Raw genomic sequence first — 15,929 nt, forward strand, 5'->3', positions numbered from 1 at the left:
ACGGACCGGTGTATCACTTGTCTTGTGCCCCGCGGGCTCTTTGCAGCTTTTCATGCAAACGTGTAATAAATATTACTTGACAAATGTATCATTATATGCTATAATGTACATGCCGGTGGATTTGAAAAGCGAACTGGTAAGATGGAAATCGAAAAAATTGTATTTTTTATAGAAGTACTGGCAGTATAACACGGGGATTTCGCTGCGATGGAGAACGGGAATGTATGTGTTTGAACAACAGGTGTATTACGATAATCAAGCGGAAGATATGAACAACGGATATGGATACGATAATAAGCTCTATGGAAGGCTCGCTTCATATTACCTGTCCGGATGTGAGCATGAACGGATAGTTGCAACTCCATGCCGGGCACTCAGTTCGTATGAGGAGAAATGTGTGTCGCGTGATTTGCAGTTTTTAGAAAATATTTCAGGGGATATTATTATGGACGATGACTGTGAATATCCCGAAATTCTTAAGCGGTATCTCGGAAACAGCCATCCGGAAATCCTCTTCTACATGGGAGAGAAGGCCATTCTCCGACAGCCCATGATCATGATCTCCGGTTCCCGTGAGGCATCCGTGACCGGGCTTGAGATTGCCCATGCATGCGGGAAACTGATAACTGCACGGGGATATGCGGTTGCCAGCGGGTATGCCCGGGGAGTTGACCGGGCCGCTCATCTTGGCGCACTCGAGGCGGGAGGGAATACACTCGCTGCGCTGCCCTATGGTTTTTCACGGTTCAGGCTGCACCATACCCTCGCGGAGGCATTCGATCCCGAGCGGTTCCTGGTCATGAGCGAGGTTCCGCCCGGTATCGGGTTCTCAGTCATGAGTGCCTTCAGGCGCAACAAGTACCTTGCGGCTCTCGCCGAAGCGGTCATCGTTATCGAGCCGGGCGAAAAAGGCGGAACATGGTTCTCGGCGGAACGGGCATCGCGAATGAAAAAGCCCCTTTTTTACTTTGAGGGCGACCGTCCCTATGTCATCGAACGTATGATACCGCTCGGTGGAATCCGCCTGACAGTAAAAAACGGTATACCGGATATCGAACCGGTTTTTGAACAGTGCCGCAGGTGAATGACACAACCCTGAAATACGCCGTGAGATTATTTTTTATCTTCGGGGGTTGTTGTCATCATTTCCAGCACATCCTTCCCGCCGCGTATGATGACCCATATACCAATCGCGAAGAAGGTGAATGTACCGAGACCGTAAATTGCGAGCCATATATAAGTGTATTTCATTGCATCGGCATGAGACAGCATATTATTTGTCCCCCTTTTGATAATAGGGTGTCAGGTCTTTCGGCGGGCAGATTTTCTGGGTGAGAAGCGACCCGGCAATCATTCCGACCGCACCGAGACCGAACGAGAGAAATCCGGATATATTCGCATTGGCTATCCACTTGATTGCGGAGGGCAGTGACGCCTCGTAATTGGCAAGCAGCAGAAACGCCAGGGGAGAGAGAGCTCCGGTCACCAGTGAGGTATAGGCGCCGATATTATTAGCCTTTTTCCAGTACAGTCCGAATCCGACAGCGGAAATCGCCCCTGCGGTATACATGTTCCCCGTAATGTAAATGTACTTGAGCGAGGATGAGGGAATCTTGTAGAGCAGACCGAATACAAGGAGGAAAAGGCCGATCAGTCCCACCCAGATACGGGTGATGGTCATGATCGTTTTTTCCGAAAGCCGTTCTTTGGTGAGTGCCCAGATGACATCACGGGTGATAACCGACGCAAAGGCAAGAAGATACGCCGAATAGGTGGACATCGAAGCTGCGAGCATACCGGCTATAAGCAGCCCTATGACTCCGGTGGGGAGGACCATGCCGAGCATCCGGGGCATGGCCGCCATTGCTGCATCGCCTGTGAGACCCGGGAACATGGTGAATGCGATGATTCCCCACATCATGGGAATCATGGCCCGTCCGGCGAACGTAAGGCTCGAAATCTGGAATACCCGTTTTCCGGTTTCCGAGCTTTCAGCCGATAACGCCCTCATGGTACCCGGCAGCCAGAGAGCAGCGGCTGCAAAATTGGTGATGAGCATCCAGACGATGAAAATCCATCCGAGATCCTGGTTGATAAACGGATTGAAACCGCCCGAACCGAAATTGGACGCGATCGTATCGGCAATCTGGGGAATCGTTACGGAGCGGAATGCAAAAACCGTCGCAACCAGCATGCTCACGGACAGTAAGGTAAATTGGAGATAATCGGTGACAACCACGCTCATCATGCCACCGAAAATCGTGTACATTCCTACGATGAGGAGCATAAAAACCATGATGAGTGCGACCGCATTATCACCGAATCCCATTGCATGACTTAAAAAAACGCCGTCCAGCTTGAGAAAAACGCCCATGTTGAGCACACCGCCGACAAAAAGAACGAATCCGCCGAGAATACGGACAGAACGGGTGTAACGGATATCGTAGAATTCGGGAACGGTCATGACGCGGAGTCTGCGGAGTCCCTTGATGACAAAACCGGTATAACCGACTGCAAAGTAAACGATAACCATGATGATACCGAGCACAAGGGCGGAAAAACCGTTACGGTAGCCGCCTTCGCCCATGTACATGATGGTTACTGTGCCAAGTTCGGTTGCAATCATCGTTGCGGTACAGGCGCCGAGCTTGAGTTTCCGTCCGGCGACGATGTATCCGGAAAGGTCTGAAACGAATCGCCTCGCATACAGACCCGCCCATATGGTAAACGAGAGATACAGAACGATGATGAACCAGTCAAGCAGTGTAAAATTCATCAATCCTCCATCTGAAAAGCTGAACAGTGAAACAGGGATTGTAGGGATTGTATTGTATTGAAGTTTAAATATGGTGCAGTATCGGGCAGGGAGCAAGAAAAAAGGCGGTGTATGAAGTAAAAATAGTATGTCAGAAGACAGAAGGCAAAAAAAGAGAAAATATCGAGGTGTAAAGGGGATACGGCGCGAAACAAGAAATTCGCATAACATCTATTATGTAAACTTATATGCCCGGTTCATGACTTCGACTCATGCATTTCTCCTTTTCTCCTCAATTATTACCATCACTGTCGTCTATTTATATACTGTACTCTATTATCTCTTTGTCACTTTGACACTCTGTTACTCTGTCCCTGATATTTAACGCGGCAATAAGGTCTTTTTCAAGATATTCAACCGGCAGATCGCACGCAAGGCACAGATCGATTTCCGATTCCAGCCAGGTTACATATTCATGGATTTCACGGTTGTTTAATTCCCTGCCACTCAATGATCGAACCCCCATTAATGACTCTCCGTTTCCTGAATACTCGTGAGTTTTGTACCGGCACCATCGTATCGTTCTCAGGTCACAATATTTTTTAGTTTTTGTCTGCCTGGTTTTAACGATGGTGCCGGTAAACTCTAAGCCAATTGCTGCTTTATATACTCGCAAACATCATGCCATTATGAAACGAATTCCCGCCGGTAAGTGTATTAATATCATAACTGAATGATATACAATGAGATACCGTATTAATGTATTCCGGATACACTGGATCGGTTATCCGGCATATTGGCAAAGTATCAGGAAATGAACGACAATATGACAATAATAAGTGTAATAATATACAGTATTATGGTGCGGATTCGATGCTGGATGGTTTCAGTCCATGAAAAGGCTCAGAATGGTCGAAAGCTCCTTTTTCATGTTCTGACGGGTAATGATTCGGTCGCAGTACCCGTGGTCGAAGAGATACTCGCTTTTCTGAAATCCTTCGGGGAGTTCGCATTTCATGGTTTCCATGATGATACGGGGACCGGTGAAACCTACGAATGCTTTCGGCTCGGCAAGGTGGACATCGCCAAGCATGGCGTATGAAGCGGTGACACCGCCGCTTGTGGGATTGGTGAGTATGACAATATAAGGCAGCCGGGCCTCGGCAAGAAGACCGATGGCGGCGGAGGTTTTAGCCATCTGCATGAGGGCGGTCGTGCTCTCCTGCATGCGCGCGCCGCCGGACTGGGTGATCATGATGAGGGGCAGTTTTTTATCGAGGGCATGATCCACGAGCCGTACGATTTTTTCACCCACCGCCGAGCTGAGGCTCCCGCCGATGAACCGGAAGTCCATGATTCCGATTGCAGTCCTGCGCCCGTTGATCATTCCTGTGCCGGTAACAATGGCCGTATTCGACCCCGTTGTGCTCCGCGCTGTCTTGATACGCTGGGCATATTTCTTCGTATCGACAAAACGGAGAAAATCCACATCGTGCAGGCTGGCATTGAGTTCGGTGAATGTACCTTTGTCGAAAATGAGACTGATATAGTCGACGGGCGCGATCCTGAAGTGATAATCGCATTTATCGCAGACCCAGAGATTTTCGATAAGCTTTTCGCGGAGCAGTATGGCGCCGCATTCTTCGCATTTTACCCAGATGCCGCCGGGAACCTCGCTGCGGTCACCTATATGAAAACTCTTTTTCATCGTCTCTAACCAGGACATTTCTGCATCTCCTGTCAGATTATATAATAGTTACGGGGAAATGTACCATTTCCAGACAATATATTTCATCCTGCCTTTAATATACGATAAAATGAGAAAAAATACAGGTCAAAATCGTATAGAGATATAATATATTGTTTATGCTGTTGTTGGAATTATATTTGCATGTGTTTGAAAATGTTAAAAAAAAACCGTAAAAAAAAATGTGGTTCGTTGAATCATGTGGAGGTATCGGGCTAATTGTTTTTACGGGTCTTACGCATATTTTTCATCGTGAGAGCCATGTTAACCTCACTCGTGGAAATTCCCAGTTTCCGGGCTATATCACGGGGAGATCCTCCCTCGGACCGGAGTTCGTAAATTGCATGGTTCAGCTGACTCGAATCCATGAAATCCTCTTCCTCGCTCGCTACTTCCTGAACAAGCTGATCCATGCGCCGCGCCCGCACCGCGACAATAAGCTCCACCTCGGTCTGAGTGAGATCGGCTGCCCTGGCTATCTCGGCAATGCCCCGTCCCTCTCTGTACATGCGTGTCACGAGCGCTTTAACTTCCTCTGTGATGGCATCGGACCTGCTCTCGAACGATGGCAGCCGCGCCGGGGCTTCATACGGTTCCTCGACTGGTTCCTCGGCCGGCGTTGCAGCAGGTTCGACCGGTTCGGCCTCTTTATGATCCGTTTCCCGTGGGGATTCCGAGACCATCTCGATTTCACTGGTTATTGAACGGTATTCCCGAAGAGCGGCTTCCTCGTTTTCCTCGAACTCCTCGCTTCTCCCGGCCCGCTCGTCCAGAAGACGTTCGATCTCCGCGGTGAAGGTAAGATCGATTTTCGACTTCGCCCGTCTGCGAATCCAGATCACTGCCCATGTTATCAATCCCAGAAGCAGTACTGCCGCGGCGAAAAGTCCATATACGCCGTACCGCAGATCCTTATTGAAACGCGCTTCGAAATCCGCCGCGGGAGCGGTTCCCCCCTGCCCTGTTTCGCCAGCGCCTGCGACAGTTGTATCGGGAACCGTGGTGACGGCGGTCGCCTGCGCCGATGCTGCGAGTGAGTCGGCATGGGTCTTGCGGGCCTCTCTGAGACGTTTTCCCTCGGCAAGTTCTTTTTCCCTTTCCTGTGCGAGCTGGAAACGGTATTCCTCGGGAAGCATGATCGATTCAACCGTTATCGTCTTTTTATCTTTGAGCGGTTCTACGGACGCGACAAACGTTCGCCAGTCCGCCAGCGCTTGGTTTGTTTTACCATTTTTAAGCCGCGTGTAAGCGAGAAGCCCGATAGCATCCGAGAAGGTCGATGAGTCACGCAATGCGGCCAGCAGGTTTTCTTCGGCGCGATCGTTCTGTTTTTTACGGAGCCGTATATGGGCTGCATAATAGTATGAAAGAGGGCTTTCCGGATTTCTGTTTACTTCGGCATTGAACTCGGTGAGCGCGTCATCCAGACGCCCGTTCGTGAAAAGCTCGATTCCCTTCGCAAGATGGCTGGCCGATACGGCGGGTGAGACGGCGGCGGTTGGAGTTTTTACCGCCGGTTCCGGGTTTCTGGCGCCGAACACCTCGATTCGGACTGCGGATGGCTTCGCATATGTATGGGAATATGAATATGAGCCGGTGAGACGAAACACTACTTCGATCATATCCCCGGCCTGACGGGCCGACCAGCCGGACAGTATTGAATTTGCGGGTAACTTTATCCGGTCGGTGGTTTCTTTGGAATATGTGGCGCCGGGAACACGCAGGATAAGCGAACGGCCCTCGTTCTCCGTTCGAAGGGTATAGGATATGGCGCTGTCGAATCCGACCTCGATGGTCACCTGCCCTTCGCGGGAATTGAAGGAAAGATTATTGAATGCTGCGGCTGAGCACAGTGAAACCGTTGCCAGCCACCACAGGAGGGCCAGACTCACAAAAAAGACGTTTTTGCGGCAGCCGGGAAATTCACGGGTGTTCATGATCATAGGAGCGGTGAACCGTTCCCCGGGATAATCTTTTTTTCCGCTTTTTTTATTCACTGAATATACCATTTTCATGCATGGTGAACGATACCGTTTGTGGTTATTATTACACCGTCGATTAAACGGTGGCATCCGACCGTTTCATACCGTGGGCTGCCCGGTGATGAAATACCGGCAATAAGTTCGTCCAGTTCTATCGTTTATTTGTTGATTTTTTTATAGAGCATGTCAAGCTCTTTTTCCATGAGCTCCAGCCGTTCGTTCTGACGTTCAATTATCTCCTTGAGCATACCTATCTTCTGATCCCAGTTCAGCTGATTTTTTTCGAGGTTGAGAAAGCGGATCTCAAGGGGATGATTTTTATTCACCCGGTCGATATTGATATCCGCGGGAACATGCTGTACGGGAAGAGGAACGTGTGGTTTTTCAGGACCCGGAAGAATATTCCCTTCAACCGGGGCAGTATCCTTCGCTTCCTGTTTTTCCGGGATTATCGGTTTATCCGGCGCTTTCGGTTTATTTGAAACGGGCGTCTTTTGAGGACTGACAAACTGGAAAGGATTATTAACCAGAGAATCAAGGTCCATGTTATCGGAATTGTTCATATCAATTCTCTCCGGGTTAATTATTATTTCACCTGTGTTTCCGGACAGTGTACAGGTCACAGTTTCTCAAGCAGATGAGCAATTTTCCGGGCATGTTCAATGCGTTTTACTTTCAGCTGTCCGGTTTCCGAAGCCTGGCCATTACTGCCCGGTGCATTACCGGAAAGAGAAGTTTCCTCTATCAGATCAAATTCCTCGGAAATATCTGAATTATCATTTTTGCCGGCATCAGGAGATGTTTTAAGGCCGTTTACGGTTTCTGCGGAACCTTTTTTTTGCGGAATAAAGGTTCCCATCTCCTCCCTGTGTGAATGCTTTTTCCACTTTGTTTTTGTTTTGGGACGTTTCCACGCATATTTTAAATAAAGATACACGCTGAGAAACAATATCAGGCAGGAAAGCAGAATGGACAGGAAGTTACGCGACAGAACATACGTGTAGAATGTCGATTTTTTATTTTGTTCGACAACACGCTTGGTATCGGTCGCGGTCTGTGTTTTTTCCTCTTTGATCGTATCGACAACCGGTACGGCTTTTTTGTATTTATTTTCCTGTGCCTCTGCCGGTGAAGGTAACACGGCTGTTCCCCACAGTGCATTCATACGGCAGCCGTATCTGAGCAATACCGATGGAACGGTATGTGTCCCGATGGAAGCCGCATCGAGACGGGATGACAGTAATCCCCTGTGCGCGGATGAATCGAATGCTTCTCCGCCCTCTATAGCCAGTGCCGCGGCGAGACCGATGAGCAAAAAGCCGGTATACTGTCGAATATTCATGGAATTACCCGCATCTGTCCGTTACCCGCAGAGGAATCGCTCTATACCTTGCAGATAGTATACTCAAGATAACCGTTCCGCACAAGATTTAAAAGCCGTGAGAAAAAACACCACCGGCAGGCCATAAAAGGAGCCGGGCTGACAAGAGCCGGGGTGAAATGTCAGGTGGTATACCATGGCAGGGGGAGATGGCTATTTTCTAAGGGCCTTGGTCAATTCCGCTTTCAGAAGCTCGATAAGCATATTGGCGCGGGCAAGTTTTATTCCGAGGCTGTACACAAGGTTTTTGCTGATTTTATTATAAACTTCCGGATGTTCTTCGCCGAGCCGTTCCAGATGATTGATATTCAATACAACGATCCAGCTCTCCTCGCGGGCGACGGCAAGTGCTGTCCTCTTGATTGTGTTGATCATCGCCAGCTCGCCGAACGCCTCACCCTTCGAGACACGGTAGAGCGGGATTCCCTTGAGAGAAACGATATCGACGCTCCCTTCCACAAGCACATATACTTCCCTCGTTTGGTTGTCACGGTCGGTTATGACATCGCCTTTCTGAAAACACACTTTATTGATTATTTTCATAATCTCCTGTAATTCCATGGGATTAAGGTCTTTGAAAAGATTTATTTTTTCAAGGCCCCAGACTGCCTTTGCCATCGGATTGCTCCCTCTGACAGTATTTGAGTCAAAGATTACCCCGATGCGTACGTCGGGGTGAAACGAAAGACTACCCGGCCTCCCGGAACTCACGCTCTTTCTCCAGGCTTTCAAAGAGAGAGGGAGTTAAACAGCGGCGGGGATGAGTTTTTTATCCGCGATACCTCGCTGCCCTGCTCCGGAGGAATTACATACCAGATTTATTATAGCATCAATTTGTCTGATAAACAAGCTGTTATATTAGTGCTCCGGCGATGACGTAAAATCACCGGAGCAATTAATTACATGTTTATCGAATGGAATAACAGGTTGTCAGAAATACCAGTTAAATGAAAATCCCTCGACAACGCTGATTTTATTGCCAAACGTCGATATTATCGTAGTACCGTCATCTGAGTTGTCAATATCATCGCCGATCAGCTTCAAGGCAATACCAAATCTTGTTGTAACGCTCAGATTTTTGATCAGGAAAATTTCCGGCTCCAGACCTGCGGCAAAGGTGAAATCGATCTGAGAGTCATCATCCTTGTCATAATTCCCGAAAACATCGAGCATCGCGCTGCCGAATCCGTTCAGATTTCCCCTTTCGTGTTCCCAGACGCTTTTAAAGACAGTCAGGCCGAGATAGACATCCGTTTTTGTCTCTGCCCTCTCATTCTTGGGAGAATCGAACATAATGCCTGCTGCGGCTCCGAAACCGAGACCGCTTGCTGTAATTGCCCTGAAACTGATACCCTGGACATCGCCATCCCAGCCTATTGACCTTTTTGTCGGCGTTTCCCCGTAAGCAGCAGCGACCGTAAAAAGTGCGATCAACCCAATAACCGGAATCTTTTTCACATCGCGCCTCCTTTTTTCATGAAAAACCCGGACGATCACATCTAAAATCACCTCCGCTATATATTAATAAGACATGCTTCTGAAAGACAAGGTTAAAAGGCATTGCGCCGATCCCTCATAGGGTATGTTAGTTATATATTATAATTGTATAACTATTTGTTATTCTGTCGCATAGAGTATCAGTTGCGCTAAAGAAAAGCATTGACAAAATATCTCCCGACATTATATTATAGGTGATTATTGATAAAATAATAAGGATTCTGTTGTTCGATAACTCGGAACAAGTGTGTTTTATAATTTCTGAGCCGTACATTCGAACATCGTTCCGGCTTTCCCGGTATAAACTGTCAGACGGTCTTTTTTAGAGGTATGGAAAGGAAAAATCCCTGAGATGTCAAGTCTTTTTTATATAAATCATGAGCTTACATTGTTTATTTTCTTATTTTACCATGGTTGTTCAAGGGTACTTCCTTGGTTTGTGAAGAATGACACCATTATTCCGTATAAGAAAGGAGGGAGGCTGTCGATAGAGTAATTCATAGTCTTATGGGAAAGATTATGTAGTGGAAAAGGTTGGTTGATTGATTTTTCACAATCATGTACTTTTTCAGACTGGGGATTATAATGAAAAAACTATCGATCGTTATTCTGGCTCTTTTTGGTGTTTTTCTTTTATCATCAACCGTGTTTGCCTGGGATGATCTCATCCGTTGCGAGTCCGGCGCCACAATAGCTGAGCCGGGAACCATGGCGGGAAATATCGGGATTCGGTATGGCTCCTCGAGCGATATGTATGACAAGGACAGCGAGAAACAGGAACTTGCCGATACCGGGACCGAAATCCGTATCCCTCTCTGGGCAGACTACGTCGTTATGAACAATCTCAAGGCTTTTGCCATTGTTCCCATTGTCTCCATGAACAAATACCTCTCCGTTGACGGTAAAGACAACACCGGTATCGGCGATATCTGGCTCGGCGCCAAATATGCCGTGATGCCCGAGGGTCTCCTTACTGTCCGCGGCGCTCTCGATCTTCCTGTGGGAAGCGATGAAAAAGGCCTCGGGAACGCCGGAGGTTTCGGCATCGATATTGCCGCGCTGACCAGCAAAAAGATGGATAAAATAGGCCTCAGCGGAGGACTCGGCGTCCGCTGGAATGCTGAGGGTCCTGAAAAAGCTCTTATCACTAAATTCCAGCCCGGAATAGGCTTCTATCTTAACGGCATGGCATCCTATGCTGTCACCGAACAGATTCCTGCCTGGCTCAACCTGACCTATTTCAATCAGGGTGACGGCAAGTCTGATGGCAACGATGCTAAAGACACCACGGTGAACTGGCTCGAGATAGCTGTCGGAGCGGGATACAAAATTTCCGACCAGCTCCATGCCATCGGTGAAATCGAGTACAAAGTCACGGGAACAAACACCCAGGCTGATTTCGGAATTTCCGTTGTGCTCGGTTACAGACTTCCGATGAAATAATATAAACGCATACTATTATACTTTTAACAGGGCCCGAAAAGACATCGGACCCTGTTTTGTTTTTGAATTACAAATGTTTTTGCTCTATACAATCAAAGAAGGGGCCTGCTCCCCTTGTGCCTTCTGCCTCGTAATTACATCTCTCGCATAATACCTTGACTTAACTCTCGGAGAAAATTATATTTGTGCCATTCTGAAGGAAGAGATATCCGATGAAGAACAAGAATACATTACGCATTCCCATCGGCTTTGCCGCCGGTGCGCTGTTTCTCTGGATAGCCGACCCGGAACCACGGAGTTACGCCGCCGGTGCGCTGTTCATGATACTTGGTGAAGCGGTGCGGTTTATCAGCGCGGGAACCCTCATCAAATTCGAGGGAGTTACCCGGAACGGCATCTATGGCTTTACGCGGAATCCTCTCTATACAGGCTCTTTTCTGATCGGTGCCGGCGCCTGTATCATGAGCCGCAGCATCATATTCACCGTCCTCTTCCTCGCCCTCTTTCCGATAACTTATTTCCGTGTCATCAGACGGGAGGAATCCTATCTCGTGGGGCGGTACGGCGAAGAATACGAACGGTATCTCAGGGAGGTGCCCCGCTTCTGGTCCGGACGGCTCAATATCGGTGAAATACTCAGGGAAAGCTCACCGTTCCTTGCGGTAAAAAACCGGGAGCTCCGTGCCGTCTCCGGGGTGATTGCTGTCCTCGCCATCATGGCAGTCAAGATGTTTCTCTGAGCCGGTATCCTTTCTGCACGGGCATCGTATTTTCCTCTGCGCGAAGCTTTTACGGATACTCTTCTCCCCTTCTCCCTTACCTGTTCTATGTCGATGAGTTTGAAAAAACACCGTCGCTTACATCGTGCATATCCGGTCGCCCGGAATCGGTAATCCTGATGAGATACTCCTTCGAGGGAATGTCCGGCACATCCCAGATGTACGAACCCGCCGGTCCGTCCGCCTCGGCCTCGATGAGCCGCCAGTTACGGCCGTTATTTGTGGAAAATTCAAGCCTGACTTTCTTAATGCCCACCGAAGTCCATCGAATGTGAATCTTCGAACCGGCGAAAATCGCTTCCCCGCCGTTGGGATATTCGAGGTGCAGGTATACGGACGACAGTCCGGCTTCGATACGGGATTTCTTCCCCGCTTTTATTGATACCGTTAATGTGAGATTCTTATAGTCCGGGTGCGATACGGTCACAGGGAAGTTGATACCCTCCGGGATATGTTCTATCACGAAGCATCCGGCTCTGTCCGTTATGGCTGTGAGGATGTCGAGCCCCACGGGAACCGTGATGGTGGCTCCCGGCAGTATATGCTTTGTTGTATCGTCGGTTACCGTCCCGGAGAGAATACCGGCGCTCTCTTCGCTTATGACTGTTCCGGTGGAATGCGGGATGATCATGATCAGTACGACTGCTGCGATTACTGTCGCTCGTGCGGAACGTATTGTGGCGTATCCTGTTATCAGAGGGACTCCTTGGTGCTTCGGGGCTGTTATGTATCGAGGACCGTTCTGACCGTACTGACCAGTTCCTTGATAGTGTAAGGTTTTGATACAAAACCCATCGCCTGCGTGTAGGTATGAATTGTCTCGTCGCTCTGGCCGGAAGATATGATAATTTTTTTATTGCCGTTAATGGAAACCATTTCTTCGAGAAGCTCTTTACCTGACATCCTGGGCATGGTGAGATCGAGGATAATCAGGTCGATCGAGTCGAGATACTTCTTGAACATTTCGAGCCCTTCAATGCCGTCACAGGCTGAAATTACCGTATATCCGTATAATTTCAGGGCTTTCTGGGCCAGTTCCCGTACTGACTGTTCGTCCTCGACCACAAGAATCGTTTCGTTCCCTCCCATGATTCGGGCAGTCGTTTCAGTCTTTGATGTTTCTTCATGGTGGGCTTTCGGCAGGTAGAGATGAACGATGGTTCCCTTGCCCCGAGAAGACTCTATCTCCACGCAGCCGTTGTGGTTGCTGGTAACAATATTGTACACCATGGCAAGCCCGAGCCCCTGTCCTCTCTGAGAGCTCTTATTTTTCGTCGTGAACAGCGGATCGAAAGCTCTTCGTTTAACATCATCGGTCATACCTGCTCCGTTGTCCTCGAACATGATGTGTATATACTCGCCCTCGGGCAGCCCGGTCTTGTCACGTTTCTTTGAACGATACCGGTCGGCGCTGATTTTTATATAGTCGCCCTGACGGACTCCCCGTTCTTCAATGGCCTGAACGGCATTGGTTCCCAGATTGAGAAGCACCTGGTGCAGGGCATCGGCATTTCCGTGAATATAATACTGCCCCTGACTTATCTCGTTTTTCTTCTCGATGAGCCGGTCGGTGGTTCTCGAAAGAATATTGAACACTTCCTGAGCTACTTCACATATATCGACAGAGGTTTTCTGGGAAACCGGGCTTTTTGACAGCGTTTGAATCTCCCTGATCAGGCTGGCTGCACGACTGCATGATTTCAGCGATTCGTCGATGTAATTCTTCTGTGATTCTGTCAGGGATGCGGTGTCGAGTTTAAGCAGATCTATATATCCCATGATGCCGGCGAGCAGATTATTGAAATCGTGCGCGATACCTCCCGCAAGCGTTCCCAGTGAATCGATGCGCTGACGTCTCTGGAGCTGCTCTTCGAGGAGTTTCCGCTCGGTAATATCCTGTATGAAGCCGGTGACCTTTATCGGGGCGCCGTTTTCATCCCTCACCAGTTCCGCCAGAGAATGGACGATCACTGTCCTGCCGTCATCTTTTCGGCGAATCTCATATTCCAGGTCATACACCCTGTTCTCTTTAATAAGATTTTCCAAGGCATTATGTACTTTCACAGCATTCAGAATACATGATTCAGTTTCTTCCAAAGACAGGTATTCGGTGGTTCGGGGTATTCCAAAAATTCTGAATGCCTCTTCGGAACCCCATATTTTATTTGTTGCGATATCGTATTCCCAGTTTCCCAGTTTGGCTGCTATCTGGGTTTTTTTGAGACGCTCTTCACTTTCACGCAGATCAGTTTCGGCTTTTCTGCGATCGGTGATATCGCGGTAATTACCCATAATTCCCTTGACATGGGGATTGTCCATCAGATTGACCCCTGTCAATTCAATGAATTTATATGATCCATCCTTGCAGAGATACCTGCACTGTAACGTTCTGGTCAATCCCGGCTCCCGGAGTAATTCCAAAAACTGCTGTTTCACGTACTCCGTATCATTTGGGTGTATGACACTGAAACCGTCTGTTCCGATCAGTTCCTCGGGATCCCACCCGAAATGAATATATATATTGGGGCTTTTATACTGTATAATACCGTTTATGTCCATAATGACAATAACATCCGATATATTGGAAATCAACGTCCGGAATTTCTTTTCGCTTTCACGCAGGTCATTTTCTGCTTTTATTCTCTGGCCGATCATATGGTTTGCCGAATGGGCGAGCTGTTTGAATTCCTGAAAGTTGAGCTTGTTTTCGTCAATTTCGATGGATTTTGTTGTGGCGGTAGCGAAAAATGTGAAAAAAACATCGAAGTGTTTCCGAACGGTGTTTGAAGATATTTTTGAAATAACAAAAATCACCCCGATGAGCGCTACCATAATAAAAAGAATTTTATTGACATCGTTTTTGATCCGTACCAGCAGCTTGGATCGCTGGTTTGCTATAACCCCTTCTATATCATCGACATAAACACCTGCGCCGAACATCCATTCCCAGTCCTTTATGCCCTTGACAAATGAAATTTTCGGAGAGAGTGTGCCGGTGGCCGGTTTGTTCCATACATAATGAATATAATCGCCACTGGGATTCATTGCTGCTTTGCGTTCCTCCTGTATAACTTTAACACCGTTTGGGTCCTCCATCTCCCATATATTTACTCCGATGAGTTCTCTTTGTGTATCATTCATAAGGGTAATCCCATCGAAGCTGACAACAAAAATATAACCGTTATCGCCGAACCGTATTTTTGCGATCCTCTGTAAAACCTCTTTTTGGATGTCCTTCTCCACGTCATCCGGATATTCCCCGGTTCCGATAAAAAGGTTGAGGGGTTCAAAATGCTTTATATAGGTAATTTTAGGATAATCATTACCTTTTATATTCGGTTTCGTCCAGGTATACTGATAAAATCCTTCTCCTCTTGTCTCAACTATTTCTATCATGTCGCGGATAATATATTTTCCCTGCGTATCCTGCATATCGAGCAGGTTTCTGCCTTCCATTTCCGGTCTGTCGGCAAACAGCACTTCGGTTCCATTCATTGACGTGGCGAAATAATATCCTCTGCCATCATTGAACCGTATAACGCGCAAAGTATCCTTGATCATTTTCACGATTTCTGCGTTCGTTTTTTTACCGGCATTTTCTTCATAGATATGATTGGCAATACTGTGTGCTTCAAGAACCCGTTCCCGGATGGTTTCTTTGAGCCTGATTTCAGTCTGGGACCTCATATAGTCAATGTAATCCGAAACTTTATCGACTTCATTTTTAATTAATGATTTCTGAGTTTCAATATAATTTTGCCGCAACTTGTCCGATTCCTTCTTGAAGACTTTATATTCCTGTGAAATCCAGAAATATCCAAGAATAACAATCGGGATAAATGTAACCAATACCATCTTAACCAGATTATTTTGGGCTATACTGTCGTTTTTATGCACCACAGGTTCAACCTTTTCAATGAAGAAGCTCCCCAATCCGTACCCCGGATAAAACTGCAAAAAAAGTATTATGTAAACTGTTGCATCAAAGAGCCCAAAAATGATTTATAATGAAATTACTTGAAAAATTCATTATCATATTGTTAATAATCAGCATATGACTGCTGCGATTACTGTCGCTCGTATGGAATGTATTGTAGCGTATCCTGTTATCAGTAGAACTCCTCGGAGCTTCGGAGCTGTTTTTGTCATGCGGCCTGTTCGGGGCTGTTATGTATCGAGGACCGTTCTGACCGTACTGACCAGTTCCTTGATAGTGTAAGGTTTTGATACAAAACCCATCGCCTGTGTGTAGGTATGAATTGTCTCGTCGCTCTGGCCGGAAGATATGATAATTTTTTTATTGCCGTTAATGGAAACCATTTCTTCGAGAAGCTCTTTACCTGAC

14 protein-coding genes are annotated in these 15,929 nt (G+C 47.5%); 3 read left to right on the forward strand and 11 right to left on the reverse strand.

Going from position 1 to position 15,929, the window contains the following annotated elements; translation table 11 throughout:
- Positions 1-445 precede the first annotated feature (445 nt).
- Complete coding sequence (locus tag LLG96_03730; GenBank protein ID MCE5249309.1) at positions 446-1,084, forward strand: DNA-protecting protein DprA; 639 nt, start codon at positions 446-448, stop codon at positions 1,082-1,084.
- Positions 1,085-1,113: 29 nt separating this feature from the next.
- On the opposite strand, the gene LLG96_03735 is transcribed toward LLG96_03730, so the two are convergent.
- The 9 genes from LLG96_03735 to LLG96_03775 form a co-directional block, all read right to left on the reverse strand.
- Complete coding sequence (locus tag LLG96_03735) at positions 1,114-1,272, reverse strand: hypothetical protein (GenBank protein ID MCE5249310.1); 159 nt, start codon at positions 1,270-1,272, stop codon at positions 1,114-1,116.
- A gap of 1 nt (position 1,273) precedes the next feature.
- On the reverse strand, positions 1,274-2,776 hold the full coding sequence (locus tag LLG96_03740; GenBank protein MCE5249311.1) for a sodium:solute symporter family protein: 1,503 nt from the start codon (positions 2,774-2,776) through the stop codon (positions 1,274-1,276).
- Between the two features lie 298 nt (positions 2,777-3,074).
- Positions 3,075-3,281 (reverse strand): hypothetical protein, encoded by a 207-nt coding sequence (locus LLG96_03745; protein ID MCE5249312.1) that lies wholly within the window; start codon positions 3,279-3,281, stop codon positions 3,075-3,077.
- A 360-nt stretch (positions 3,282-3,641) separates the two neighbouring features.
- Entirely contained in the window at positions 3,642-4,481 is an 840-nt protein-coding gene (gene accD / locus LLG96_03750) for an acetyl-CoA carboxylase, carboxyltransferase subunit beta (protein ID MCE5249313.1), read from the reverse strand.
- 236 nt (positions 4,482-4,717) lie between these two features.
- Positions 4,718-6,499: a hypothetical protein gene (locus LLG96_03755; protein MCE5249314.1), complete on the reverse strand. Its 1,782-nt coding sequence runs from the start codon at positions 6,497-6,499 to the stop codon at positions 4,718-4,720.
- A 143-nt stretch (positions 6,500-6,642) separates the two neighbouring features.
- The gene (locus tag LLG96_03760) at positions 6,643-7,047 is read right to left on the reverse strand and encodes a hypothetical protein (GenBank protein ID MCE5249315.1); all 405 of its coding nucleotides are present in this window, start codon (positions 7,045-7,047) and stop codon (positions 6,643-6,645) included.
- 56 nt (positions 7,048-7,103) lie between these two features.
- Positions 7,104-7,826, reverse strand: coding sequence for a hypothetical protein (locus tag LLG96_03765; protein MCE5249316.1), 723 nt, complete (start codon positions 7,824-7,826; stop codon positions 7,104-7,106).
- Positions 7,827-8,018: 192 nt separating this feature from the next.
- A complete protein-coding gene (locus LLG96_03770) occupies positions 8,019-8,483 on the reverse strand; it encodes a cyclic nucleotide-binding domain-containing protein (GenBank protein ID MCE5249317.1) in 465 nt (154 codons plus the stop codon).
- A 312-nt stretch (positions 8,484-8,795) separates the two neighbouring features.
- Positions 8,796-9,323, reverse strand: a complete 528-nt coding sequence (locus tag LLG96_03775) for a hypothetical protein (protein MCE5249318.1) — start codon at positions 9,321-9,323, stop codon at positions 8,796-8,798.
- Between the two features lie 624 nt (positions 9,324-9,947).
- Here LLG96_03775 and LLG96_03780 point away from each other — a divergent pair.
- Together LLG96_03780 and LLG96_03785 are read left to right on the forward strand one after the other, a co-directional pair.
- The gene (locus tag LLG96_03780) at positions 9,948-10,805 is read left to right on the forward strand and encodes a transporter (protein MCE5249319.1); all 858 of its coding nucleotides are present in this window, start codon (positions 9,948-9,950) and stop codon (positions 10,803-10,805) included.
- Positions 10,806-11,017: 212 nt separating this feature from the next.
- Entirely contained in the window at positions 11,018-11,545 is a 528-nt protein-coding gene (locus LLG96_03785; protein ID MCE5249320.1) for an isoprenylcysteine carboxylmethyltransferase family protein, read from the forward strand.
- A gap of 85 nt (positions 11,546-11,630) precedes the next feature.
- Here LLG96_03785 and LLG96_03790 read toward each other — a convergent pair whose 3' ends face one another.
- Together LLG96_03790 and LLG96_03795 are read right to left on the reverse strand one after the other, a co-directional pair.
- The gene (locus tag LLG96_03790; protein MCE5249321.1) at positions 11,631-12,215 is read right to left on the reverse strand and encodes a carboxypeptidase-like regulatory domain-containing protein; all 585 of its coding nucleotides are present in this window, start codon (positions 12,213-12,215) and stop codon (positions 11,631-11,633) included.
- Between the two features lie 92 nt (positions 12,216-12,307).
- The gene (locus LLG96_03795) at positions 12,308-15,439 is read right to left on the reverse strand and encodes a cache domain-containing protein (GenBank protein ID MCE5249322.1); all 3,132 of its coding nucleotides are present in this window, start codon (positions 15,437-15,439) and stop codon (positions 12,308-12,310) included.
- Positions 15,440-15,929: the final 490 nt, after the last annotated feature.

The sequence above is a fragment of the bacterium genome, assembly GCA_021372535.1.
Taxonomy (GTDB): domain Bacteria; phylum Latescibacterota; class Latescibacteria; order Latescibacterales; family Latescibacteraceae; genus JAFGMP01.